General features: G+C 44.5%; 21 protein-coding genes. 15 read left to right on the top strand and 6 right to left on the bottom strand.

All coding sequences use genetic code 11. The annotated features are described in order from the left end of the window. The first annotated feature begins 17 nt into the window (after window positions 1–17). The 3 genes from LOZ91_RS08280 to LOZ91_RS08270 all read left to right on the top strand — a co-directional run bounded on the left by LOZ91_RS08280 (window position 18) and on the right by LOZ91_RS08270 (window position 4,125). Window positions 18–857: an alpha/beta hydrolase gene (locus LOZ91_RS08280; RefSeq protein ID WP_244783009.1), complete on the top strand. Its 840-nt coding sequence runs from the start codon at window positions 18–20 to the stop codon at window positions 855–857. Window positions 858–869: 12 nt separating this feature from the next. Next, window positions 870–2,366 (top strand): NAD(P)/FAD-dependent oxidoreductase, encoded by a 1,497-nt coding sequence (locus tag LOZ91_RS08275; protein WP_064101549.1) that lies wholly within the window; start codon window positions 870–872, stop codon window positions 2,364–2,366. A 76-nt stretch (window positions 2,367–2,442) separates the two neighbouring features. Continuing rightward, the gene (locus LOZ91_RS08270; protein ID WP_100535102.1) at window positions 2,443–4,125 is read left to right on the top strand and encodes an AMP-binding protein; all 1,683 of its coding nucleotides are present in this window, start codon (window positions 2,443–2,445) and stop codon (window positions 4,123–4,125) included. A gap of 70 nt (window positions 4,126–4,195) precedes the next feature. Here the strand turns inward: LOZ91_RS08270 and LOZ91_RS08265 are convergent, their stop codons facing one another. After that, complete coding sequence (locus tag LOZ91_RS08265) at window positions 4,196–5,419, bottom strand: CaiB/BaiF CoA-transferase family protein (protein ID WP_005096893.1); 1,224 nt, start codon at window positions 5,417–5,419, stop codon at window positions 4,196–4,198. 332 nt (window positions 5,420–5,751) lie between these two features. Here LOZ91_RS08265 and LOZ91_RS08260 point away from each other — a divergent pair, with 332 nt between their 5' ends. After that, window positions 5,752–7,023 carry an MFS transporter gene (locus LOZ91_RS08260; RefSeq protein ID WP_005096892.1) on the top strand — a complete coding sequence of 424 codons (1,272 nt, stop codon included), beginning with the start codon at window positions 5,752–5,754 and terminating at the stop codon, window positions 7,021–7,023. A gap of 81 nt (window positions 7,024–7,104) precedes the next feature. Here LOZ91_RS08260 and LOZ91_RS08255 read toward each other — a convergent pair whose 3' ends face one another. Then, on the bottom strand, window positions 7,105–7,596 hold the full coding sequence (locus LOZ91_RS08255; protein WP_005170960.1) for a MarR family transcriptional regulator: 492 nt from the start codon (window positions 7,594–7,596) through the stop codon (window positions 7,105–7,107). A 447-nt stretch (window positions 7,597–8,043) separates the two neighbouring features. Between LOZ91_RS08255 and LOZ91_RS08250 the strand changes: the two genes are divergently transcribed. From LOZ91_RS08250 to aliA, 4 genes are all read left to right on the top strand, one after another. Then, complete coding sequence (locus tag LOZ91_RS08250) at window positions 8,044–8,811, top strand: glucose 1-dehydrogenase (RefSeq protein WP_244783007.1); 768 nt, start codon at window positions 8,044–8,046, stop codon at window positions 8,809–8,811. 62 nt (window positions 8,812–8,873) lie between these two features. Then, complete coding sequence (badI, locus tag LOZ91_RS08245) at window positions 8,874–9,656, top strand: 2-ketocyclohexanecarboxyl-CoA hydrolase (RefSeq protein WP_005170964.1); 783 nt, start codon at window positions 8,874–8,876, stop codon at window positions 9,654–9,656. A 12-nt stretch (window positions 9,657–9,668) separates the two neighbouring features. Then, window positions 9,669–10,826, top strand: a complete 1,158-nt coding sequence (gene aliB / locus LOZ91_RS08240; RefSeq protein ID WP_100357179.1) for a cyclohexanecarboxyl-CoA dehydrogenase — start codon at window positions 9,669–9,671, stop codon at window positions 10,824–10,826. A gap of 52 nt (window positions 10,827–10,878) precedes the next feature. After that, window positions 10,879–12,534 (top strand): cyclohexanecarboxylate-CoA ligase, encoded by a 1,656-nt coding sequence (gene aliA / locus LOZ91_RS08235; RefSeq protein WP_244783005.1) that lies wholly within the window; start codon window positions 10,879–10,881, stop codon window positions 12,532–12,534. 86 nt (window positions 12,535–12,620) lie between these two features. On the opposite strand, the gene LOZ91_RS08230 is transcribed toward aliA, so the two are convergent. Then, the gene (locus LOZ91_RS08230) at window positions 12,621–13,298 is read right to left on the bottom strand and encodes a type 1 glutamine amidotransferase domain-containing protein (protein ID WP_074382795.1); all 678 of its coding nucleotides are present in this window, start codon (window positions 13,296–13,298) and stop codon (window positions 12,621–12,623) included. Between the two features lie 168 nt (window positions 13,299–13,466). Further along, window positions 13,467–14,351, bottom strand: coding sequence for a LysR family transcriptional regulator (locus tag LOZ91_RS08225; RefSeq protein WP_005096883.1), 885 nt, complete (start codon window positions 14,349–14,351; stop codon window positions 13,467–13,469). Window positions 14,352–14,527: 176 nt separating this feature from the next. Here LOZ91_RS08225 and LOZ91_RS08220 point away from each other — a divergent pair, with 176 nt between their 5' ends. The 6 genes from LOZ91_RS08220 to LOZ91_RS08195 all read left to right on the top strand — a co-directional run bounded on the left by LOZ91_RS08220 (window position 14,528) and on the right by LOZ91_RS08195 (window position 21,757). After that, complete coding sequence (locus tag LOZ91_RS08220) at window positions 14,528–16,057, top strand: CoA-acylating methylmalonate-semialdehyde dehydrogenase (protein ID WP_180101033.1); 1,530 nt, start codon at window positions 14,528–14,530, stop codon at window positions 16,055–16,057. An 11-nt stretch (window positions 16,058–16,068) separates the two neighbouring features. Next, on the top strand, window positions 16,069–16,959 hold the full coding sequence (mmsB, locus tag LOZ91_RS08215; protein WP_005170983.1) for a 3-hydroxyisobutyrate dehydrogenase: 891 nt from the start codon (window positions 16,069–16,071) through the stop codon (window positions 16,957–16,959). An 86-nt stretch (window positions 16,960–17,045) separates the two neighbouring features. Continuing rightward, window positions 17,046–18,695 carry an AMP-binding protein gene (locus LOZ91_RS08210; RefSeq protein WP_244783004.1) on the top strand — a complete coding sequence of 550 codons (1,650 nt, stop codon included), beginning with the start codon at window positions 17,046–17,048 and terminating at the stop codon, window positions 18,693–18,695. A 59-nt stretch (window positions 18,696–18,754) separates the two neighbouring features. Further along, a complete protein-coding gene (locus LOZ91_RS08205) occupies window positions 18,755–19,882 on the top strand; it encodes an acyl-CoA dehydrogenase family protein (protein WP_005096876.1) in 1,128 nt (375 codons plus the stop codon). A 19-nt stretch (window positions 19,883–19,901) separates the two neighbouring features. Then, window positions 19,902–20,675, top strand: coding sequence for an enoyl-CoA hydratase (locus LOZ91_RS08200; RefSeq protein ID WP_005096874.1), 774 nt, complete (start codon window positions 19,902–19,904; stop codon window positions 20,673–20,675). A 20-nt stretch (window positions 20,676–20,695) separates the two neighbouring features. After that, window positions 20,696–21,757, top strand: a complete 1,062-nt coding sequence (locus tag LOZ91_RS08195; RefSeq protein WP_005096872.1) for an enoyl-CoA hydratase/isomerase family protein — start codon at window positions 20,696–20,698, stop codon at window positions 21,755–21,757. Between the two features lie 89 nt (window positions 21,758–21,846). Here LOZ91_RS08195 and LOZ91_RS08190 read toward each other — a convergent pair whose 3' ends face one another. Then, window positions 21,847–22,017, bottom strand: a complete 171-nt coding sequence (locus LOZ91_RS08190) for a hypothetical protein (protein ID WP_005096870.1) — start codon at window positions 22,015–22,017, stop codon at window positions 21,847–21,849. A 184-nt stretch (window positions 22,018–22,201) separates the two neighbouring features. After that, window positions 22,202–23,071: an SDR family oxidoreductase gene (locus tag LOZ91_RS08185; protein ID WP_244783001.1), complete on the bottom strand. Its 870-nt coding sequence runs from the start codon at window positions 23,069–23,071 to the stop codon at window positions 22,202–22,204. 478 nt (window positions 23,072–23,549) lie between these two features. On the opposite strand from LOZ91_RS08185, the gene LOZ91_RS08180 reads away from it, so the two are divergent. Continuing rightward, window positions 23,550–23,705: a hypothetical protein gene (locus LOZ91_RS08180; protein ID WP_157797500.1), complete on the top strand. Its 156-nt coding sequence runs from the start codon at window positions 23,550–23,552 to the stop codon at window positions 23,703–23,705. Window positions 23,706–24,683 lie beyond the last annotated feature (978 nt).

Genomic DNA, 24,683 nt, shown 5'->3' with positions numbered 1-24,683 from the left:
CAAGATCAGGAGTCTATATGGATTTAGACATGATTACTCAACAGTGTCCTTATGCTGATCTGCAGCTTACTTTTCATGAAGTCGGACAGCGTTCTGCATTTCCCACCATTATTCTGATTCATGGCACCGGTGGAAATACCGACAAGCATTTCAGCTATATTTTTCCGATGCTGGGTATTCATCAACGGGTTTTATCCATTGATTTACATACCCCAGATAAAGCTGATCTAAAGGTGACTGATTTTAGCCAGCAGGTTGAAGCGCTGATTCAACATGCAGTTGCAGAAGATGAAACCATTACAGTGGTAGGCTATTCACTCGGTGCCGTGATTGCTGCACAAGTAGCAGCCAGTTTAAAACAGCGCATAGCGCGTTTGATCCTGTTAGCCGGTTGGGCCAAGACCAGCTCGGTGCAACAACTGCGTACGGTTATCTGGCAGCAATTATTTACTGAACAATCTGCGGCCTTGCCTCATTTTGTCAATTATTGCCTGTATAGCGATGATTATCTGTCTGCACGAAGCGAACAGCAGGTGTTGGATCTGGCACGTTTTGTTAAACCATCCCAAGATGCAGCCAAACAGCGTGAACTAAATTATCGCATTGATATTACATCGATCTTGCCTGAGATTGGTGCAGAAACTCTAGTCGTTGCCTGCCGTGAAGACCGCATGGTGCCTGTAGCCCAAGCAAAATTGCTGTTTGCTTCAATTTCGAACAGTCGCTATATCGAAATTTCTTCAGGACATGCGCTCTATATCGAAGCGCCAGCCGAAGTGGTGCAACTGGTCAACCAGTTTAGCCAGCATCCAGAACAATATCCGGTGAATCAAAAAATCCAGCCTTATATGCCTTAAAGGAGATAAATAATGCAAGCTCAAGGACAGCGCAGCAAGATTCTAATTGTAGGCAGTGGTTTTGGTGGTTTGGGAATGGCAATCCGCCTTAAACAGCAGGGCATCCACGATTTTAAAATCATTGAACGTGCAGCAGAAGTGGGCGGCACCTGGCGTGACAATACCTATCCCGGGGTCGCCTGTGATGTACCTTCCCACTTATATTCTTTCTCTTTTATTAAAAATCCGGACTGGTCACGTGTGTTTCCGCAAGGGGCAGAAATTCAGCGATATTTAATTCAATGCTGTGATCAGGAAAAAATCCGGCCCCATATTGATTTTCACACCCAATTGGAAAGAGCCAGTTGGAATGCTAAAGAACGTATCTGGGAAATTCACACCTCTAAAGGTTTGTATCAGGCTGAGATCTTAATTACCGCAACCGGACATCTGGCAGATGAGCATCTCCCGCAAATTCCGGGGCTGGAAGAATTTGAAGGCCAGGTCATGCATTCAGCACGCTGGAATCATCAGATAAGTTTGGAGAACCAGCATGTCGTTGTGGTGGGTTCAGGGGCTTCAGCCGTTCAGCTTGTGCCGGAAATTGCCAAAACAGCAAAAAACCTGACCGTCTTGCAACGTAGTGCACCATATATTTTGCCCCGACCAGACCGACCTTATTCTGAGTCAGAAAAACAGCTTTTCCGCAAAGATCCGGACAGTATGTCAGCCTTAAGACATTCCTTGTTTTGGGGCAATGAATACAATTTTGCCCAGCGCCGTAATCTGAAAAGCCAGTTTGAGCGGGTCAAGAAAAACTGCCTGCAATTCTTAAAACATCAGATTTCAGATCCTGAATTACAGCACAAACTCACGCCGAATTATGAACCTGGTTGTAAGCGCTTATTGCTTTCTAATGATTATTATCCAACCTTTTTAAAACCGCATGTCACACTTGAAGATTCAGCATTGGCAGAAGTTACGAAAGACGGTGTATTAAGCCAGGCTGGAAATAAATTTTTTGCAGATATCATCGTATTTGCCACCGGATTTGAAGCGGCACGTCCACCTTATGCCGCGAAGGTGGTAGGTAAACAGGGTTTAAGCCTGGAGCAGCAATGGTCCAGTGGTATGCAGGGTTATCAGTCAACGACCGTACACAACTTTCCAAACCTGTTCATCCTGAATGGGCCAAATACAGGCAGTGGACATAATTCAGCACTTTATTTTCTGGAAACCCAGTTTGATCTGGTGCTGGATGCCTTGCAGTTTTTTGAGCAGCAACAGATTCAGGTCTTTGAAGCAGATCAAGAAGCTGAAAATAGCTATATGCAGGAGCTACAGCAGCTTTCCCAAGGTAGTGTCTGGTTATCGGAAAGCTGTAAAAGCTGGTATCTGGACCCGGTCAGTCGCAAGCTGACTTTGGTCTGGCCTGATTATGCTCATTCATTTAGGGATAAAAATCAGCATTTTATTCGTAGCGGTTATCACTACAAGTATGTTGAATCGAGACAGCAGAAAGTGGTTTAAAAATATTTAATTAAAATCAAAATCTTATGGTTTAAATAATACAAAATAATTGTAAATCCAGGACAGGAGTATAGTCATGAGCAGTCAGCCATGGATGGAAGAATATAAAAAGTGGAATATCAATCCGGAGTTTACCCGGCCAGATCCTGAGAAAACGCTGAGCACGACAATTGCTGAGAATTTGGTGAAATTTCAGGATAAAACCGCATTTATTTATCTGGATCGTAAATTCAGCTATCACGATATCGATATGTATAGCCAGAAACTGGCAAGCTATTTACAGAGTCTTGGGCTGACTGCTGGCAGCCGTATTGCCGTGATGTTACCCAATATTATTCAGTATCCAATTGCGACCTTTGCCATTATTCGTGCCGGTTATGTGCTGGTCAATGTCAATCCCATGTACACCCAGCGCGAGCTCTATCATCAGCTACAGGATTCAGGTGCAGAAGCCTTGATTATCCTGGGGCAGACTTTGGAGCAATTAATAACATTAGATAAATGCCCTGAACTCAAGTATGTCATTTCAACGCATCCGCTGGATTTTATTCAAGAGCAGCCAAGTGCTATTTATAGTCAGGCAGCACAATATCCGGATAAACAATTTTCTGACTTTAGACAGGCAATAAATCAGGTAGAGATTATTGATTTTGCACCGCCTGTACAGCATCAGGAAGATACGGTCATTCTGCAATACACGGGAGGAACCACAGGTGTTTCTAAAGGCGCAGAACTGAGCCATCGCAATATTTTATTTAATATCGCCCAGAACAGTACCGTATTTATCAGTCATTTTACTGACCGCTATGCCGCTGAAAATGAATATGTATTCTGTGCCTTGCCGCTGTATCACATTTATGGATTTACCATCTGCCTGTTCAGTTATGGTCTGAGTCGCGGTTTCGCCAATGTCCTGATTCCAAATCCGAGAGATCTGGATGCTTTGCTAGACCAATATCAGAAACATCCACCGACTGTTTTTCCGGGCGTGAATACCATGTTTAACGCGCTGGGACATCATCCTCGATTTCGTGAGCTGGATCATTCACATCTTAAAACTACCACAGGTGGTGGATCGTCTATTTTAAAAAGCACTGCTGAGTTATGGTATGAAGTCACAGGCTGCCAGATTTATGAAGGTTATGGACTTTCTGAAACATCACCCACCGCGACCTTTAATCCACCGCTGAGCCGACGTTTTAGCGGAACCATTGGTTTGCCACTGGCAGGGACTGAAATCCTGATTTTAAACGATGAGGCCAAGCCGGTTGAGTTTCATCAGGCTGGAGAAATTGCCATTCGCGGACCTCAGGTGATGAAAGGTTACTGGCAGCAACCGGAAGCAACGGCTCAGGCATTTACGAAAGACGGCTTCTTTCTGACAGGCGATATCGGCTGTATGGATGAGCAGGGTTATATCACCATTCTCGATCGTAAAAAGGACATGATTCTGGTGTCTGGTTTTAATGTCTATCCGAATGAGCTGGAAGGCGTACTGTCCAAGCATCCCAAAATACTGGAATGTGCCGTGATCGGGATTGAGGATGAAAAATCCGGGCAGGTACCCAAGGCATTTATTGTGAAACAGGATGCCAACCTGACTCAAGATGAGGTCATGGCTTTCCTGAAACAGCAACTGACCAGTTATAAACTGCCAAAATACATTGAGTTTGTGGCTGGATTGCCAAAGTCTACAGTAGGCAAAATTCTGCGTCGTGAACTGCCTCGTACTGTTCAATCGAGTGCCAAAGTCTGCTAAAGAATAATCTAATTCATTAGATTTAAAGTAAAAAAGGAATCTAAAGATTCCTTTTTTATTGCTTGCTAGCTTATCGCTGCTGGATGACTTTTTTGCTTTTCAGCTCATCTATTTCATCCGGGCTTAAAAACTGGCTTAAGACTACATCGGTATCTTCACCTAAACAGGGTGGCGCTTTTTTATACTCTACCGGGGTCTTGGAAAGTTTAATCGGTGAGCCAATCGAGGTGTAATCTTCACGTAAAGTGTGTGGCATCTGGATGACCATCTCACGTGCCAATACCTGTTCTTCTTTCAGAGTCTGCTTCAGGTTATTAATCATACCAACCGGAACTTTGACTGCATGAATCAGATCCACCCAGGTTTGTGCGGGTTGCTTATAGAAATGTGCCTGTAGCACTGTGGTCAGCTCTTCACGATGCATCACCCGTCCTGAATTTTTTAGGAAACGAGGATCTTCGGCGACCTCAGCCAAGCCCACTGCCTGACACAAGGCCTTGAATTGCAGGTCATTGCCACAGGCGATAATAAACTCACCTTGCTGTGCCTTAAACACCTGATAAGGCACAATATTGGCATGCGCATTTCCAAAGCGGCCCGGCACTTTGTCTGAAGTCAGATAATTCATTGCCAGAACGGAGAGGGAAGCCACCTGGGTATCCAGCAGTGCCATATCGATATGCTGGCCTTCACCGGTTTTTTCCCGCGACAATAATGCCGCCTGAATGGCAATTGCAGAATATAAACCGGTGGTCAGGTCAGCAAAAGCCAGACCGGCTTTTTGCGGGCCGCCTCCCGGCAAGTCATCGCGTTCACCGGTGACGCTCATCATGCCACCCATGCCCTGAATAATAAAATCATAACCTGGTTCGTGTGCACGTGGGCCGTTCTGACCAAAGCCGGTAATTGAACAGTACACCAGACGCGGATTTAACTGACTCAGACTTTCATAATCCAGACCATATTTTTTTAGAGAACCCGCTTTATAATTCTCGATGACCACATCACTTTGCTGGGCAATTTTTTTAATGATCTCTTGACCTTCAGGCGTAGACAGATCCACGGCAACTGAATGTTTACCGCGGTTGGCAGAAAGATAATATGCCGATTCATGCGTATCTTCCTGCTTGTCATTTTTTAGCCAGGGCGGGCCCCAGATTCGCGTGTCATCCCCGTGATTAGGTTTTTCAATTTTAATCACTTCGGCGCCTAAATCGGCCAAAATTTGACTGCACCACGGGCCGGCTAAAATACGGCTTAAATCCAGTACGCGAAAGCCTGTTAAAGCACCCATCCTTACACTCCCTGTTTTATTGTATTCAATATCATCTAATTTCTAATCCTCATATCAAAATATCTTAAAATGATTTAATAATCAAATTAGCGATAACTAATTTCGTATAACAAAACTTAATATCAAATATTGTTGAAAATTCAACTTATCTTAATTACCTTGATTGGGCTCGACAGGAACAGCAAAAATAAAAGGAGATCTGAAAATCTCTCAGAGAAACCAAGAAAAACAGGAGCTAAAAATTGTCAGGATTGCATTTGTAGCAACCCGTCTATGTGCAAGATGGCAATTAAAACATCAATACGAAATAAGCAATAACAAGGATATTTACAATGACGGATCTCGCAACAGAATTAGGAAAAATCAAGCCCACGACCAAAAGAACCCAGCAAATTGCCTTTATATTTGCTTTTCTGGCCTTACTGGTCGATGGCGCAGACATGTTATTGCTGTCATTTAGCTTGAACAGTCTCAAAGCTGAGTTTGGCTTAAGCAATTTACAGGCAGGAGCACTGGGAAGTTTCACTTTGGCCGGGATGGCCATTGGCGGATTTATGGGCGGTTGGGCCTGTGACCATTTAGGCCGGGTACGCACCGTGGTCATTTCCATCCTGATTTTTTCTACATTGACTGCGGCACTGGGTTTTACCCAGAATTTTGAACAGTTCGCGCTATTACGCTTTCTGTCTGCATTCGGAATTGGCGCTTTATATATTGCAGCCAATACATTGATGGCAGAATATGTACCTACTGAATATCGGACAACAGTCTTGGGAACCTTACAGGCAGGCTGGACAGTCGGTTATATTGTGGCGACCTTGCTTGCTGGCTGGATTATTCCAGACTACGGCTGGCGGATGCTGTTCTTTGTCGCGATTATTCCAGCCGCCATGGCATTTTTTATCCAGAAACTGGTGCCAGAACCAGAGTCTTGGCAGCGGGCCAGACTGCAACGTTTATATGCGCCTGCAGATGTAACGGCAAATCGACCTGTTAAAAAAAGTACCACCAAGGAAATTTTTGCCGATCCTAGAAACCGCAGAATGTTTATCCTGTGGATTTTAACCGCTGGCTTTTTACAGTTTGGTTATTACGGCGTCAACAACTGGATGCCGGCCTATCTAGAATCTGAATTACATATGGATTTTAAATCGATGGCAGGTTATATGATTGGGACTTATGTCGCCATGATTTTCGGCAAGGTTCTGGCTGGCTTTACAGCAGACCGTTTAGGACGCCGTTTTGTCTTTGCCTTTGGTGCTATTGGCACAGCGATCTTCCTGCCGGTGATTGTACTGTTTAATAGCCCTGACAATATTGCCTATCTGCTGATTTTCTTTGGTTTCCTGTACGGTATTCCTTATGCGATTAATGCCACCTACATGACCGAAAGCTTTGCAACCTCGATTCGTGGTACTGCGGTTGGTGGTGCTTATAATGCCGGGCGTATTGGCGCCATGTTTGCACCTGCAATTATCGGGGCGGCTGCAAGTGGTGGCTCTATCGGTTTGGGCTTCCTGATTATGGGCGGTGCATATTTCTTATGTGGTGCTGTATCCGGGATCTTTATCAAGGACCGTCAATATGATCCGCAAAAAGCATAACTATTCATAAAGTCTGTAAAAATGAGCCTGCTCGGGCTCATTTTTATATGAATCAAAGTGAAGCATCGTGCTTCTCATTTTTTATTCTGCATTCATTTCTTTTGGCAAATGAATATTTTTCAGGCCGTCATTGACTTTATTAAGAAGGTGAATCAGAGTAATGGCATCATCAAAAGTCAGCTTGTTCAAAGCCTGTCCATAAAAATCAAAAAAATCATTCTGCAAACTATCCCAGGTTTTAAAGCCTTCGCTGGTCAGCGCGACATTTTTAGCACGTCTGTCTTGCTCACTGATAATCCGTTCAACCAGACCATCACGTTCCAGACGTTTTAAAACTGCGTCCAGATTTTGCCGGCTTACACCGAGGTATTCGGTCAAATCAGAAAATGACATCCCTGATTTTACCCGCGGCCGAGACAAGGCTCCCAGTACAGCCCAATGCACTGGAGAAATTCCCAGTTCATTCGAGCATTTGCGATCCAGCGTATTCCCCACCTGAAACAGCCTGAAAAAAAGTCTATTGTGGGCAGAGTATAAGGATTGATCATATTTTTTTGACACAGTATCACTCATTTGATAAGCCACCCAGCTCAACACGTTTAAATAAAAAAGAGTATAGCTTAGAGCTCACTCGCATAAATCGAATTCCAGATTGCAGCGCGCATGTAGAACCCAAGTACACTGGCACCATATTAACTTGAGAAATCATGATTTTTTTCTCTTTATTCAGTCAGCTTGATTGAATGAAGCAACATAAAAAGTTTTTTCGATTCAGGTTGCATTATTCTGAAAATGAGCCTGTGATTGATAGTGCAAATCTAAGAGTAAAGCTGATATGTGTCAATGTCTTTAATTTGTTAAAATTATAAGTTATTGATAATAAGTTATAAAATAAATATATAAACTTATTTTATGTAAATATATTGACATAAAAATATTCTAATTCTATTTTAGTGATAACAGGCGATATATGAACAATAGTTAATCAGAATCAGATAAAAATATACCAGGGAGAGTTAAATGAAAGGGTTGAAGGATAAAGTCGTAATTGTGACCGGTGGCGCAGGTGGCATCGGTTCAGCAACCTGCCACCGTCTGGCGGAAGAAGGTGCGAAAGTTGCGATCTTTGACATGAATATTGCAGCAGCAGAAAAACTGGCCGCAGAAATTAACCAGCAGAATGGCCAGGCCCTGGCTGTGCAGTGTGACATTACTCAAAATACTGTTGTGGAGCAGGCTGTACAGCAAGTAGAAGCCGAGCTTGGGCCGATTGATGGACTGGTCAATAATGCCGGTTGGGATATTTTCAAACCTTTTATCAAAACGAATCCGCAAGAATGGGAAAAACTGATTCAGATCAATCTGGTCGGTATGCTGAATATGCACTTTGCCGTTCTGAAAGGTATGGTCGAGCGCAATTCTGGCAGTATTGTCAACATTGCCTCTGATGCTGCCCGAGTCGGTTCTTCAGGTGAAGCGGTTTATGCTGCATGTAAGGGCGGACTGCTTTCATTCTCAAAAACACTGGCCCGTGAACATTCTCGTCATAACATCAAAATTAATGTGATTTGTCCCGGACCAACCGATACAGCCTTACTGGCAGGTGTCACCGAGGGTGCATCGAATCCAGAAAAATTACGTGAGGCTTTCACTCGTGCTATTCCACTTGGTCGTTTAGGCCAGCCGGAAGATTTAGCTTCTTCGATTGCATTCTTTTTAAGTGAAGATGCCAGCTTTATTACCGGGCAAGTACTCAGTGTTTCTGGTGGTTTAACCATGAGTGGTTAAGCAAAAATTGCTAGAAAATACGAAAAATAAGGTCAGATAGATAAATACAGGAAGTTATAACAATGAATTTTGAAGATATTTTATATGAAGTGAAAAACGGTGTGGCCTGGATCACCATCAATCGCCCAGAAAAAATGAATGCCTTTCGTGGCACCACCTGTGATGAATTAATCAAGGCCCTAAACAAGGCCGGCTATGACCGTGAAGTGGGTGCGATTGTACTGACTGGCGCCGGTGATCGTGCTTTCTGTACTGGCGGCGACCAGTCTGCTCACGATGGTAATTATGATGGCCGCGGTACCATTGGTCTACCGATGGAAGAGTTGCATACCGCGATTCGTGATGTACCAAAACCGGTGATCGCTCGTGTACAAGGTTATGCCATTGGTGGCGGTAACGTTCTGGCCACCATTTGTGACCTGACCATTTGTTCGGAAAAAGCCATTTTTGGTCAGGTGGGCCCGAAAATGGGCTCAGTAGATCCAGGTTATGGCACAGCTTATCTGGCTCGTGTTGTGGGTGAGAAAAAAGCCCGTGAAATCTGGTATATGTGCCGCCGTTATAGTGGACAGGAAGCAGTTGAAATGGGGCTGGCAAATAAATGTGTTCCTGCCGATCAACTCGATGCCGAAGTACAGGCCTGGGCCGAAGAAATCTGTCAGCGCAGTCCGACCGCAATCGCGATTGCCAAACGTAGCTTCAATATGGATACGGCACATCAGGCAGGAATTGCCGGCATGGGGATGTATGCATTAAAACTTTATTATGATACGGAAGAATCGCGCGAAGGCGTCAATGCCCTGAAGGAAAAACGTCAGCCTGAATTTCGTAAATTTTATAAATAAGGAAAATGACTGATGACTAAAAATCCTTATATCACGGAAGAGCTCGAATTTTTAGCAGAAACCGTTGAAAAATTTGCACAAAAATATATTGCCCCCGGCTTTTTAGAACGTGATCAGAGCCGAATCTTTGATCGTGATCTGGTCAAGAAAATGGGTGAAATGGGTTTTATTGCGCCGGAACTGCCTGAACAGTATGGCGGTCAAGGCATGGGACGTCTGGCTGCAGGGGTCATTCATGAAGCGGTGGCCAAGGCAGATCTAAGTTTTTCTTATATCAATCTGCTCGCTTCGCTAAATGGCCAGATTCTGGCTGAACATGGACAACCGGAAGTGGTAGAGCCCTGGCTGAAAAAACTCACTGCGGGTGAAGCGATTTTTTCAATTGCATTGACCGAACCGCGTGGGGGTTCAGATGCCGCCAACCTACGTTTAAAAATTGAACGTGACGGCGATGAATATATCATTAACGGCGAAAAAACCTCGATTTCGGCTGCCGATCAGGCCGATGCATCGGTGGTATTTGGCCGTACTGGTGCCAATGAAGACGGCGCACATGGCGTGACAGCACTTCTAGTTCCGATGGATTTACCGGGCATTAGCACCACGCGTTTTGACTGTCATGGGCAACGTGCCATTGGTCGCGGTTCAATCTTCTTTGATAATGTTCGTGTACCGGTCAATCATCGTCTCGGTGATGAAAACAAAGGCTTTGTGCAGGTCATGCAAGGCTTTGACTTTTCACGTGCCTTGATTGGTTTACAGGTTTTGGCCGTGGCTCGTGTCAGTCTGGATGAAGCCTGGGAATATGCAGCGCAACGTGAAGCCTTTGGCCAGCCCTTAAGCGCTTTTCAAGGGGTGTCACATCCATTGGCCGAGTATGAAACTCAGGTAGAAGCCGCACGTTTACTCTGTCTGCAAACCTTATGGCTGAAAGACAATCATCTGCCACACACTTCCGAGGCTGGAATGTGTAAATGGTGGGGACCGAAGCTGGCCTATGATGTAATTCATCAATGTTTGCTGACCTTTGGTCATGCCGGATATGATCGTGGTGTCATGGAACAGCGCATGCGCGATGTACTGGGTTTCCAGATTGGCGATGGTACTGCACAAATTATGAAAACTATTATTGCGCGTAAAAAAGCAGGTCGAAAGGCTGTTCCGGCTTAGTGCATTATTCAGTAAAGACTCAGCCCATATAATTAAAATTAGGAGTGAACGAATGGAATTCGATGCGGTTCTTATAGCTTCCAGAAAAGAGAAGATGCTGAAAGATGGCTACTGGTTAAATAAAACCATTATTGATTCTCTGCGTCAGGCCATCGACAAGAATCCAGATAAAACTGCGCTGGTCAGTTTTAAGATGGAACACAAAACCGAGCAGGTGTTTAGCTACAAGGATCTCTGGGAGATAACCAATAAAATTGCTTTAGGCTTAAAGCAATTGGGTGTTACTCAAAATGACGTAGTCTCGTGCCAGTTGCCGAACTGGTGGGAATTTACCTTGCTGTATCTGGCCTGTAGCCGCATCGGTGCTGTACTAAATCCTTTGATGCCGATTTTTCGGGAGCGTGAACTGGAATTCATGCTGAAACATGGCGAAGCCAAAGTATTTATCGTACCGAAAAACTTCCGTAATTTTGATCATGAACAGCTGGCAAATCACTTAAAGACTAAAATTGAGACTTTGCAACATGTGGTGGTGGTCAATGGTCTTGAAGAGAATAATTTTGACCGGGTCCTGGTCAATCATGGGCTTGAGCAGGATTCCGCAGCAATTGCAGGCCTGGATCAGCTTGAAGCTCAACCCGATGATATTACCCAGCTGATTTTTACTTCTGGCACCACAGGTGAGCCGAAAGGGGTAATGCATACTGCCAATACCTTATTTTCCAATATTGTACCTTATGCCGAACGACTGCATTTAAATGAAAATGATGTAGTACTCATGGCTTCACCCATGGCGCATCAAACCGGCTTTATGTATGGCCTGATGATGCCGATTGAACTGAATGCCAAAGTGGTGTTGCAAGATGTCTGGGATGTATCACAAGCTGTCGATTTAATTCACCAGCATCAGGTCAGTTTCACCATGGCGTCCACACCATTCCTGAATGACCTGTCTACCACCGTTGCGGAGCAGCAGAATCAGGTCAGCAGCCTGAAAACCTTCTTGTGTGCAGGTGCACCGATTCCAGGCTCATTGGTACAAAAAGCACGGGAAACCTTAGGTGTCAAAGTGATTTCTGCTTGGGGCATGACCGAGTGCGGCGCAATTACCACCACACGACCTGAAGATGAGGATGAACGTTCCTTTAATACGGATGGGATTGCTTTGCCCGGTGTAGAGATCAAAATCGTCAATAAAGCGGGAGAAATTAAACCGCTGAATGAGCCGGGACGCTTAATGATTCGTGCCTGTTCAAGTTTTGGCGGTTATTTAAAACGTGCACATTTAAATGATACCGATGCAGATGACTGGTTTGATACCGGAGATATTGCCTATCAGGATGAGCAAGGCTATATCCGGATATGGGGACGTAAAAAAGATGTAATCATTCGCGGTGGAGAAAATATTCCGGTCGCAGAAATTGAATCTCTGCTGTATAAGCATCCGAATATCGCCGTCGTGGCGCTAGTCGCCTATGCCGATGAACGACTCGGTGAAAGAGCCTGTGCGATTATCAAGCTTAAAGATCCAAGTCAGCCATTAGAACTAAGTGATATCGTCAACTTTTTGAAAACCCATAATCTGGCGATGCAGTATATTCCAGAGCGTTTGGAGATTTGGGAAGATATTCCAATGACGCCGTCTGGAAAAATCCAGAAGTTTAAACTTCGTGAACTGCTGGCCAGTCATCTTGCCTCAGCCAATTGATCGTTAAAGATAAACTCCTGAAATATATTCAGGAGTTTTTGCTATAGATTGAAATGGGAAGCCAAACCTTAAATTGATTTATCGCGTTATTTTAATAACTTCAATAAAGCTTCAGCTGTCGCAGCCGAAGAGGCAGGATTTTGTCCGGTAATGAGCAGACCATCTTCTTGGACATAAACCTGCCAATCCTCAGCTTTGGAATATTGGCCACCTTTTTCTTTGAGCATGTCTTCAACTAAAAATGGCACAATATCGGTCAGGCCCACGCCGTCTTCTTCGCTATTACTGAAACCGGTGACCGATTTACCTTCGACAATCGAGCGACCTTCAGCATCTTGAACATCACGAAGTACGCCCGGCGCATGACAAACCAATGCCACAGGTTTATTGGCCTGTAAAGTCTGCTCAATCAAGGAAATAGAGTTCTGGTCTTCGGCTAGATCCCATAATGGACCATGACCACCGGGATAGAACACGGCATCAAAATCCTGATTTAAGACTTCACTTAATTTATGTGTATTGGCAAGCTGCTGCATGGCCACTTCATCTGCTTCAAAACGTTTGGTGGTTTCAGTCTGTGCATCCGGTTCATTACTTTTTGGGTCTAAGGGCGGCTGGCCACCCGCAGGAGAAGCCAGAATTAGCTCTGCACCTGCGTCAACAAAGCTATAGTAAGGTGCAGCCAGCTCTTCCAGCCAAAATCCGGTTTTCTTGCCGGTATCGCCAAGCGTGTCATGTGAAGTCAGAACGATCAGAATTTTCATGTTATTTTCCTGTATCTCATTAAATATTGCGAATGGCTGCTTGTTAATTTAACAAGTCGCGGGCATCAGGAATGTTGTAATACATTCATTTGCTGTATCGATACGTTTGTGTTTGAGTTGAATTAACTTAAGGCTGCATCTATGAAGCGAACAGTTTTTTAAGCGCAATTATCTGCCCATTAATAGGTCTTGCTGAAGGTCCGCCTGTTTACGCAGAAAATCCCAGACCAGTTTAATTTTCGGTTCGTGTTGCAGATCGACCAGCGTCAGCATCCAGAAAGTGTGGGTAAAACTGACCTGATCGCCCAGAACCTGTTGCAGTTCGCTTTTATCATGGGCCAAAAATTTCGGTAAAATAGCTAGCCCGGCACCGGCACTGACCGCAATTTGCTGGGCCAGAATACTGTTACTACGAAAACAGGCAGTCAATTGCAGCGGTAAACGTTCCAGCGAATACAGGGCCGAGCTATAGACCAGATCATCAATATAATCGACAAAACGGTGCTGCTTGAGGTCTTCCAGTTTTTTAATTTGCGGATTTTTCTGTAAATAATGCTGACTGCCATACAGCTTTAGGCAGTAATTCGACAGACGGGTAATGATATAGGGGCCGGATTTGGGCCGGTCAATCGCAATTACAATATCGGCTTCACGATGTGAAAGTTTGATCGCTTTCGGCACCGGAATCAGGTCAATGGTCAGTAAAGGGTAGTGCTGGGAGAACTCGGCCAGTAAGCGTGCTAAAAATGCCGTACCAAAACCTTCTGGTGCACCAATCCGCACCCGGCCTTGCAAGGGATCGTTGCGTTTGTCAATCTGGATAAAGGATTGTTCCATCAGTTCCACACGCGGCACCAATGCCAGACCTTCCGAGGTCAGCTCATACCCTGTCGCTTCGCGTTTAAACAGTTGAGTACCCAAGGTGTTTTCCAGCGCCTGAATCCGCCGTGCCACGGTACTGTGTTCCACCCCAATCAAGCGTGCTGCATTGGTGAGCGTTTTGGCACGTGCCAAAACCAAAAAGAAACGTAAATGATCCCAATCTACTTTCATCTTCTATTTAACATCCTGTTAAATCCCTGTGCATATTTGCACACCTATCGTGCATCAATTTCTATTGGTGGTCAAAGTGTTCTTTGTTAGTCTGCTGAAACAGCGTAAAAATAATACGTTTAAAACAGCCAGTAAAGGCAGATACAACGACAATAACAAACCAGCACGGAGCGACCATGAACGCCATTCATCATCCACAGCAAAGTACCGGATTCACCACAGCCAAACTCCTGATTAACGGTGAATTTGTCGAATCAAAAACCAGTCATTGGCAAGATATTATCAACCCTGCCACTCAAGAAGTTTTGGGTCAGGTACCATTTGCAACTGCAGAAGAAGTCAATGCCGCAATTGCTGCCGCACAAAATGCCTTTGCCAGCTGGCGCCAAACCCCGATTCAGGCCCGTATGCGGATTATGCTGAAGCTGCAGGATCTGATTCGTACCAATTTAAAAAATATTGCCCAAGTATTAACGGCGGAACAGGGCAAAACCCTGGCCGATGCCGAAGGTGACATTCAGCGTGGCTTAGAAGTGGTGGAGCATGCCTGTTCTATTGGTTCACTACAAATGGGTGAATATGTTGAAGGTGTGGCACGCGGTGTCGATACCTATACCTTGCAGCAACCACTCGGTGTTTGTGCGGGAATTACGCCGTTTAACTTTCCGGCGATGATTCCACTGTGGATGTTCCCGATGGCGATTGTCTGCGGTAATACCTTTGTCTTAAAGCCTTCGGAACAGGATCCGCTATCGACCATGATGCTGGTGGAACTGGCAATTGAGGCAGGCGTACCTGCTGGTGTGCTGAATGTAGTGCATGGCGGTAAAGAAGTAGTCGATCTGCTGTGTACCCATCGTGACATCAAAGCCATTTCTTTTGTCGGTTCAACCGCTGTGGGTACGCATGTCTACAATCTGGCCGGCCAGCACGGTAAACGTGTACAGTCGATGATGGGCGCGAAAAACCATGTCGTGGTGATGCCGGATGCCAATAAAGAACAGACCTTAAATGCGTTGGTCGGTGCAGCATTTGGTGCAGCCGGTCAGCGTTGTATGGCGCTTTCGGTGGCCGTGATGGTCGGGGACACCAAGCACTGGGTCGATGAACTGGTTAATAAAACCAAAACTTTGAAAGTTAATGCCGGGCATGAACCGAATACTGATGTTGGGCCAGTGATTTCGACCCGTGCCAAAGCGCGTGTCATCGACTTAATTAACAGTGGCGTTGAACAAGGCGCTGAACTGCTGCTGGATGGTCGTGATGTGAATGTTCAGGGTTATGAAAAAGGCAATTTTGTCGGACCAACGATTTTTAATCAGGTCACGACCGATATGCGCATTTATCAGGAAGAAGTATTTGGTCCGGTACTGGCGATCATACATGTTGATACTTTAGAACAAGCGATTGAGCTGATTAATGCCAATCCATTCGGTAACGGCGTTGGACTCTTTACTCAAAATGGCAATACTGCACGCACATTCCAGCACCAGATTGATATCGGTCAGGTCGGTATTAACATTCCAATTCCTGTACCTGTGCCGTTCTTCAGCTTTACCGGTTCGCGTGGTTCAAAACTGGGGGATTTAGGTCCTTATGGCAAGCAGGCAGTGCAGTTCTATACCCAGACCAAAACCATTACCAGCCGCTGGTTTGAAGATGATCAGGAAACCACAGGTGTCAATACCACGATTAGCCTGCGCTAAGGAGCATCAGCATGAAGATTGCATTTATTGGTTTGGGCAACATGGGTGGCTCGATGGCGCAGAACCTGCTCAAGGCAGGGCATCAGGTTTTTGGTTATGACTTGAGTGAAGTCGCTTTACAGCATTTTGCCGAAGCGGGTGGTATCGTTTGTGACAGTCCACAAGCGGCCGCAAAACAGGCAGATTTTGTGGTCAGCATGTTACCTGCAGCCAAGCATGTACGTGAAGTTTATCTCGGTGAGCACGGTATTCTGAACGTGCTTCAGGCGGGCAGTTTGTGTGTCGACAGCAGTACCATTGACCCGCAAACCATTCAGGAAGTTGCTGCAGCAGCGCAGGCCAGACAGATTCGCGTCTGCGATGCGCCAGTCTCTGGCGGGACTTTGGGCGCCAAAGACGGTACCTTGACCTTTATGGTGGGTGCAGACGATGCCACCTTTGAGGCCGTAAAACCGGTCCTTGGCTGTATGGGCAAAAATCTGGTGCATTGTGGTGCGGTGGGAACAGGACAGGTTGCAAAAATCTGTAATAACCTGATTCTGGGGATTTCCATGACTGCTGTTGCAGAAGGCATGGCACTTGGGGCCAAACTGGGAATTGATCCGCAAGCACTAGCCGGGGTAATCAATAGTTCCACCGGACGTTGCTGGAGTTCTGAAATCTATAATCCCTGGCCGGATATCTGTGCCAATGCACCGTCATCACGGGGTTATACCGATGGTTTTGCAGCACAGCTGATGCTTAAAGATTTGGGCCTGGCTGTCGATGCAGCGCAACAGGTGGACCAACCGGTGGTTCTGGGTAGCATGGTGCAGAAACTCTATCAACAGCTTTGTCAGGAAGGGGATGCGCATCTGGATTTTTCCAGCATCATGCATCAATACACCACGCCACCTGCTTAAAACTTAAAATATCCAGATGGAGCAAGGATTCGCTTCATCAACAATACCTTGTCAGTAATAACGATAAATTCAGGCTGAGGTTTAACATGTTAGATTATCAAAAAACAATTGAAAATTTTGATTTAGATGCAGTGGCAAAGCAGTATCTGTCCGGTTCGATGCAGGCGCTGAACGCCTGTTATGAATGCTGCGACCGCCATGCAGATTCCGATGCAATTGCTTTACACTGGTACGGTAAAGATGGCCGTAAAGAACAGTATAGCTTTCGCGAACTCAAGAAATATTCCAGCCAGTTTGCAAATTTCTTAAAATCTCAAGGCATTGGCAAAGGCGACCGCGTTTCCGGATTATTACCGCGGACTCCGGAGCTGATCATTACCATTTTAGCGACCTGGCGGATTGGTGCAGTGTATCAACCTTTATTTACGGCCTTTGGTCCCAAAGCTATTGAACATCGCATTCAGCTGGCGCAAAGCAAGCTGGTAGTGACTGATCTGGCGAATCGGGAGAAACTATCCAATCTTAGTGCTTGTCCCACGATCGTCACCGTACATGTTGAAACCGAGGCAGAGCGTTATCCACAGGACCTCAGTTTTTGGACTGTGTTAAATCGCCAGGCTGAAGGTTGTGAACTGGAAATGCTCAGTATCGATGAGCCATTTTTATTGATGTTTACCTCTGGAACCACTGGACCGGCCAAGCCCTTAAAAGTTCCACTTAAAGCCCTGATTGCTTTTGCTGGCTATATGCACAATGCCATCGGTCTAACCGAAAATGATGCTTTCTGGAATATTGCTGATCCGGGCTGGGCTTATGGTTTGTACTATGGAATTACCGGCCCGTTATTGCTCGGACACTCGACCCTGTTTTATGAGGGTGGTTTCAATGCCGAAAGTGTCTGCGACATTGTCAAGCAATATGGCATTACCAATCTGGCCGGTGCGCCGACCGCTTACCGCATGATGATGGCAGCAGATGCTGAACAGATGGCACAGCTACGGGGCAAGTTGCGCGTGGTCAGCAGTGCTGGAGAACCTTTAAACCCGGAAGTGATCCGCTGGTTTAAAGAGGTGCTGGATGTGCCAATTTATGACCATTATGGCCAGACTGAAGTCGGGATGGTGGTGTGTAATCATCATGCGCTACAACATCCGGTCCGTTCAGGTTCGGCAGGCTTTGCCAGCCCGGGTTACCGGATTGCAGTCGTCGATGAACGAGGTCATGAATTAACGGCTGACGTTCCGGGCGTCCTGGCAGTGGATATCAGTCAATCACCCATGATGTGGTTCTCGGGTTATGAAGAAAGCCGTAAATCGCCCTTTGTTGGACATTACTATTTAACCGGTGATACCGCGGAAATTCATGCTGATGGCAGTATGAGCTTTGTTGGACGTAGTGATGATGTCATTACCACCTCAGGCTATCGCGTGGGGCCATTTGATGTGGAAAGTGCCTTGCTGGAACATGATGCGGTAATCGAAGCCGCCGTCATTGGCGTGCCTGATCCTGAACGTACCGAAGTGATTAAAGCCTTTGTGATTCTGGCGAATAATTTTACAGCTTCATCTCATCTGGAAGAAGAACTAGGCCAGTTTGTGAAAAAGCGTTTGTCTGCGCATGCCTATCCGCGCCTGATTGAATTCGTCACAGAATTGCCAAAAACCCCGAGTGGCAAGATTCAGCGTTTTTTACTGCGTAATCAGGAAATCAACAAGCAGCAGGTAAAGACCGCATAACTAGCCAAAGCCAGCAGATTGAATAAAAATATTAAATAAAGAGATTGAAGGAAGCATCCATGCAATTTACGGAAGAGCAACAACTGATTCAGGATATGGCCAAAAGTTTCGCTCAGGAACAGATTAAACCTTTTGCCGGCGAGTGGGATCAAAAAGGCATATTTCCTAAACAGACCTTGTCTCAAATGGGTGAGCTAGGTTTTTTAGGCATGCTGATTCCAGAAGAGTGGGGCGGTTCAGGTACAGGCACGCTGGCTTATGTACTGGCCCTCGAAGAAGTGGCAGCGGCAGATGGTGCAACGTCCGCCATCATGAGCGTACACAACTCGGTGGGTTGTGTGCCGATTCTCAAGTTTGGAACGGAACAGCAAAAGCAGCAGTTTCTAAAACCTTTGGCTCAAGGGCAAATGATTGGTGCCTTCGCCCTGACCGAACCGCATACCGGATCGGATGCTGCAGCGATTAAAACCCGGGCCGTGAAAGATGGCGATCACTACATTATCAATGGCGCCAAACAGTTTATTACCTCGGGTCATAATGCCGGGATGATTATTGTCTTTGCCGTGACCGATCCAACTGCGGGAAAAAAAGGCATGAGTGCATTTTTAGTGCCGCGCGACACGCCCGGTTATGAAGTGATTCGGGTCGAAGAAAAACTCGGTCTGCATGCTTCGGATACCTGTCAGATTGCTTTAACCGATGTCCGCGTTCATGAAAGTTTAAGACTCGGTGCAGAAGGTGAAGGCTTAAAAATTGCCTTGGCCAATCTGGAAGGTGGACGGATCGGCATTGCCGCACAAGCAGTGGGTCTGGCCCGCGCTGCATTGGAAGAAGCGACTGTTTATGCACATGATCGCGTGGCCTTTGGCAAACCGATTTTTGAACAGCAGGCGATTTCGTTCAGGCTGGCCAGCATGGCCACCGAAATTGAAGCGGCGCGACAACTGGTCCATTTTGCTGCACGTAAAAAGGAAGCAGGTGAAAGCTGTTTAACCGAAGCCTCTATGGCCAAACTCTTTGCTTCGGAAATGGCAGAACGTGTCTGTTCCAAAGCGCTGCAGATTTTTGGCGGTTACGGTTATCTGAAAGACTTTCCGATTGAACGCATTTATCGCGATGCGCGTATTTGTCAGATTTATGAAGGCACCAGCGATATTCAGCGTCTGGTAATTGCACGTAGTTTATAATTTTAAAGGGATTTTTATCATGCAATGGCAAACTATTTTACTCGAACAGCGTAACGGGGTCGGGCTGATTACTTTAAATCGTCCACAAGCCTTAAATGCCTTGAATAATCAATTGATCGTTGAAGTGAATCAGGCGCTGGATCAGCTGGAAAAAGACCCGCAGATTGGCTGTATTGTCATCACTGGTTCGGAAAAAGCCTTTGCTGCAGGTGCAGATATCAAAGAAATGGCAGATTTAAACTTTCCGCAAATTTATCTGGATGATTTTTTCAGTCTGGCCGACCGGATCGCCCAGCGCCGTAAGCCCTTAATTGCTGCGGTGAGTGGCTATGCCTTGGGCGGTGGTTGTGAATTGGCCTTAATGTGCGATTTTATTTACTGCGCTGATAATGCAAAATTTGGTTTGCCTGAAGTCACTTTAGGGGTATTGCCCGGCATTGGCGGAACGCAACGTTTAACCTTGGCGATTGGTAAAGCCAAAGCCATGGAAATGTGTCTGACTGCACGTCACATGGGCGCGCAAGAAGCCGAGCAAAGTGGGTTAGTGGCACGTGTCTTTGCCAAAGAAGAGTTACTAGAACAAACTCTGCAAGCTGCCGAAAAAATTGCTGAAAAGTCGCTTACGGCCGTGATGATGATTAAAGAATCAATTAATCGGGCTTTTGAAGTCAGTCTGGCCGAAGGTCTACGCTTTGAACGACGGATATTCCATTCCATTTTTGCCGGTGCTGATCAAAAGGAAGGCATGCAGGCTTTTGTCGAAAAACGCCCAGCCAAATTCACCCATCAATAAAACAAAAATAGGAAAATAAAATGAGTGATGAAAATAATTTAGCGATTCGGGTACAAGGACGTTTAGGCATTATCAGCCTGGACCGCACCAGTCATTTAAATGCCTTAACCCTGCGGATGATTCAAGGGATTCAGTCACAACTAGATCAGTGGCGCCATGATCCAGCGGTGCAAGCGATTCTGATCAATTCTAACAGTCCCAAGGCATTCTGTGCCGGAGGAGACATCCGTTATCTGTATGACAGCTATCAGGCAGGCAATACCCAATATCAGGATTTTTTTGCCACTGAATATAGCATGCTGAGCACACTGCGCAATTTTCCAAAGGCTGTCATCGTGATGATGGATGGTTATGTTCTGGGCGGTGGCTTTGGTCTGGCTCAAGCCTGTCATATTAAAGTGAGCAGTGAAAAATCACGCTTTGCCATGCCAGAAACCGCGATTGGATTTTTCCCGGATGTGGGAGCCACCCACTTTCTCTCCCGACTGGATGATGTAGGCATTTATATGGCGTTGACAGGGGAGCAGATCAGCAGCAGTGATGCGCTATATCTGGATCTGGTCGATTATCATGTACCGAGTGAAAATTTTGCTGAACTGGAAACCGCATTGATTGCTGCACCGGTATTAAATCAGATTGAAATCCAAAAAATCATCAGTGCGTACATTACCCATCCGGTAGAAAGCGAGTTGCAAAAACGTGCAGATCTGATTAGTCAGCATTTTGGCCATCCAAACCTCGATGAGATCGAACAGAGTTTGGCACATGCAAGTAGTGCTACCGATCAGGAGTGGGCCAATAAAATGCTGGTCATCTTGCAGCAACGTCCAGTCATGGCCAAGCAAACGAGTCTGAAGTTACAGCAGGCAGGACAAAATTTATCGCTGGAAAAATGTATGCAACTGGAGCGAGATCTGCAGGATGTCTGGTTGGAGCAAGGCGACTTTATTGAAGGTGTACGTGCACTGATTATTGATAAAGATAAAAATCCACAATGGCAAACCGATAATTCGAAATTTGAAAAAACGCTGGAAAAACTCTGGCCGGTTTGGACTCAACAGCGCGTAGAAAATACATATTAAAGATTCAGATTAAAAACCCTCTCATACGCAGTAATGAGAGGGTTTTTCGCCGAGATTTCAACATAGGATTTTACCCTAACTTCCTATTATTAATGGGATTTTTTCCTTTTCTTGCCACCGCCATCTTGCTTGTTGACAGTAGACCAGGCAATACGTTCGGCTTCCTCCTCAGAATGACCGCGTTCTTTTTCGCTTTCTTCAATATGTTCGGCCTGCCGTTTTTGTTTATCGGTATAGGCTGATTTGTCACCTCTAGGCATATTGCTGTCCTCATCAAGGTTGGCTGAAATTACTATAACAATGACCTGTTTCTATGGCGGTAAATATCTATCATGTATTTGTTGAAATTATTTTATAAAACCAGCATCTTTTAAGTGATAGAAAACCTGAAGAATAAATGAATGAAGATAACGGTTCTCACTGACTGTTATCTTCAAATTCTAATTAACCGTTAATGATACTGCCTCCATTAACATGAATGACTTGACCGGAAATATAACTGGCTTCTTCACTCGCTAGAAATAAATACGCTGGTGCGACTTCACTAGGCTGGCCCATCCGACCCATGGGTGTCTGTTTACCGAACTCTTTGAGCTGTTCTTCATCAAAACTGCTTGGAATGAGGGGAGTCCAGATGGGGCCGGGTGCTACGCCGTTGACCCGGATCCCGGTTTTATTTTTTAACAAACTGGTGGAAAGACTGCGGGTAAATGTGGTGATGGCACCTTTGGTACTTGAGTAATCAATCAGTTCATCATGTCCATGATAACTGGTAATACTGGTGGTATTAATAATGCTGTCACCTTCTTGCATGTGCGGAATCACAGCCTGAGTCAAGTGAAACATCGACAGAATATTCACATTAAAGGTCTTAAAAAGTTGCTCAGGAGAAATATCGCTAATACTTTTTTGCGGATATTGAACCCCGGCATTATTGACCAGAATATTAATGGTTTTAAATTCCTGAAGCGTCTGCTCAACCATTTTCTTGATTTCATCTTGATCTTGTAAATCACACTTGATCAGTAAACAACGCCGTCCTGCATCCTCTACCATCTTTCTGGTATCTTGAGCATCCTGATCTTCATCCAGATAACAAACCACAATATCAGCACCTTCACGGGCAAACAAGACCGAGACTGACCGACCTATACCGCTATCGCCACCTGTGATCAGGGCGATTTTACTTTTAAGTTTATCGCTACCTTTATAATTCGGTTTGATGACTTCCGGTGCAGGATCCATTTTGGTTTGCACACCAGGTTGATGATCTTGAGTTTCAGTTGAAGCAGGGGTTTCAGGATAGTTATTCATGTTTTCCCTTTTTCTGTACAAAGTTTAGAAATATCTTAGAGGCTTTCTAGCTTTATGCATTCGGTCTCAACATTTAATAACAGAATGCATTCGAGATTTATCAATTATTCATAGAGCTGTGATTGACATGATTTTAAGTAAAACTAGATACCGCCATTGTCTAAATCTTAATAGAACAGAATACCGCCTATGGTTTACAGCATTCTATCTCTCACATTTTGAGCAACCATTTCTATCATAGCTTTTATGTCCTTTTAGGATATAGCTTTATACTTAATCAAACATCTAAAATTATTGAATAAATTAGTAATTATTATATTCATTAAAATTTATCTAAAGAGCAAGTAGATAAAACTTTTGTGAAATTATCTAATTAACAAATAGCAAAAAAATGCTTTAGATATTGCAAAGCTTAAAAAGCAGCAATATTGCAAACTATATCTCTTTTCATTTAACACGTTGTTTGGGGTAATTGATTATGTCTTCTAATAATAAAAAGTTATCCGCAGATTCTCAAAATCAAAATAGCTTAACTTGTCAAAACACGGGAGAAAGCCTCAAAACCAAACCTAGATTCGCAACAAGTGTTGTTGTTCCTATCGCCATTTATAACATGCGGGTTGCGATTGACTAAAATTAGAACAATAGAGCGTTTTTATAGCCACTGGAGAGAGCAATGCTTTTTTATTGGATTGGAATAGCAATTTTGGCATTATTCTTTTTATGGCTTGCATTTGACATTAGAAAAACTTTATTAGACTGACTACTGGAGAGAACAATAATTGATAGAGTTCGTTTAGTTGCTTATGTGCTTGGCATGTGTTTAATATTTTTGATGTTGTGTCTTTTTGAGTACTTAAAAATTCTATAAATGTTTACTGGAGAGAACAATGTTTCTAGGAGAATTTCATCATCCATTCTTGAGTCATGAGCAGGTTGTTATTCTTATTGGTTTCTTTATGGCATTTTTATTTTGCTATTTGCTTGTTTTTCTTGAGCCACAAAACAAAAAAAAGACTGATTTCAATGATCAATAGACACATATACAAAACAGTTAGCTATGACAGAAAATATGTTCATTAGGATACTCAGCATCGTGAATATAATTTTGCAGATTCACGATGCTGAGCTGTGGCAACAACTGAGGTTGCGTAGGCCACAGTCTTGGATATGCTATTTAACTTATGTTCGCCAAAAGTCTAGTTCATAAATAAAACACAAGATATATCTATAAAATTTAATAACTTATAAAACATTTTAATTTTCATTGAAAAATAGGTTCATGAACCTATTGGAAAATTTCAATTTTTGCAAAATAACGAGTAGAAGTGCTTCCTCAAAATTCACATAGTTCGATTAGACTTTGTAGAAAGCCAGCGAATGGGTATCAGCACTAAATCGTGATATTTCTTCGATTGATCAGGGCTAGATGTGAGGATAATAAATAGTTGTTCTATAAATTTTAGGGATGGACTTAATCATTTTGATAATTGTAGTACTAATAAGCTCTTATAAATTGTCTTGATTTCATTCTCACTAACCATATGAGCAATATAAGAACAAGTATTTAAGTAATATGATATAACTGGCTTATTTATAGATTATTATATAA

It is taken from the genome of Acinetobacter sp. F-1, assembly GCF_022869025.1.
GTDB classification, from domain to species: Bacteria; Pseudomonadota; Gammaproteobacteria; order Pseudomonadales; family Moraxellaceae; genus Acinetobacter; species Acinetobacter pseudolwoffii.
Note: the sequence above shows the minus strand (reverse complement) of the source record. Positions and strands in the feature narration are given on the sequence as shown.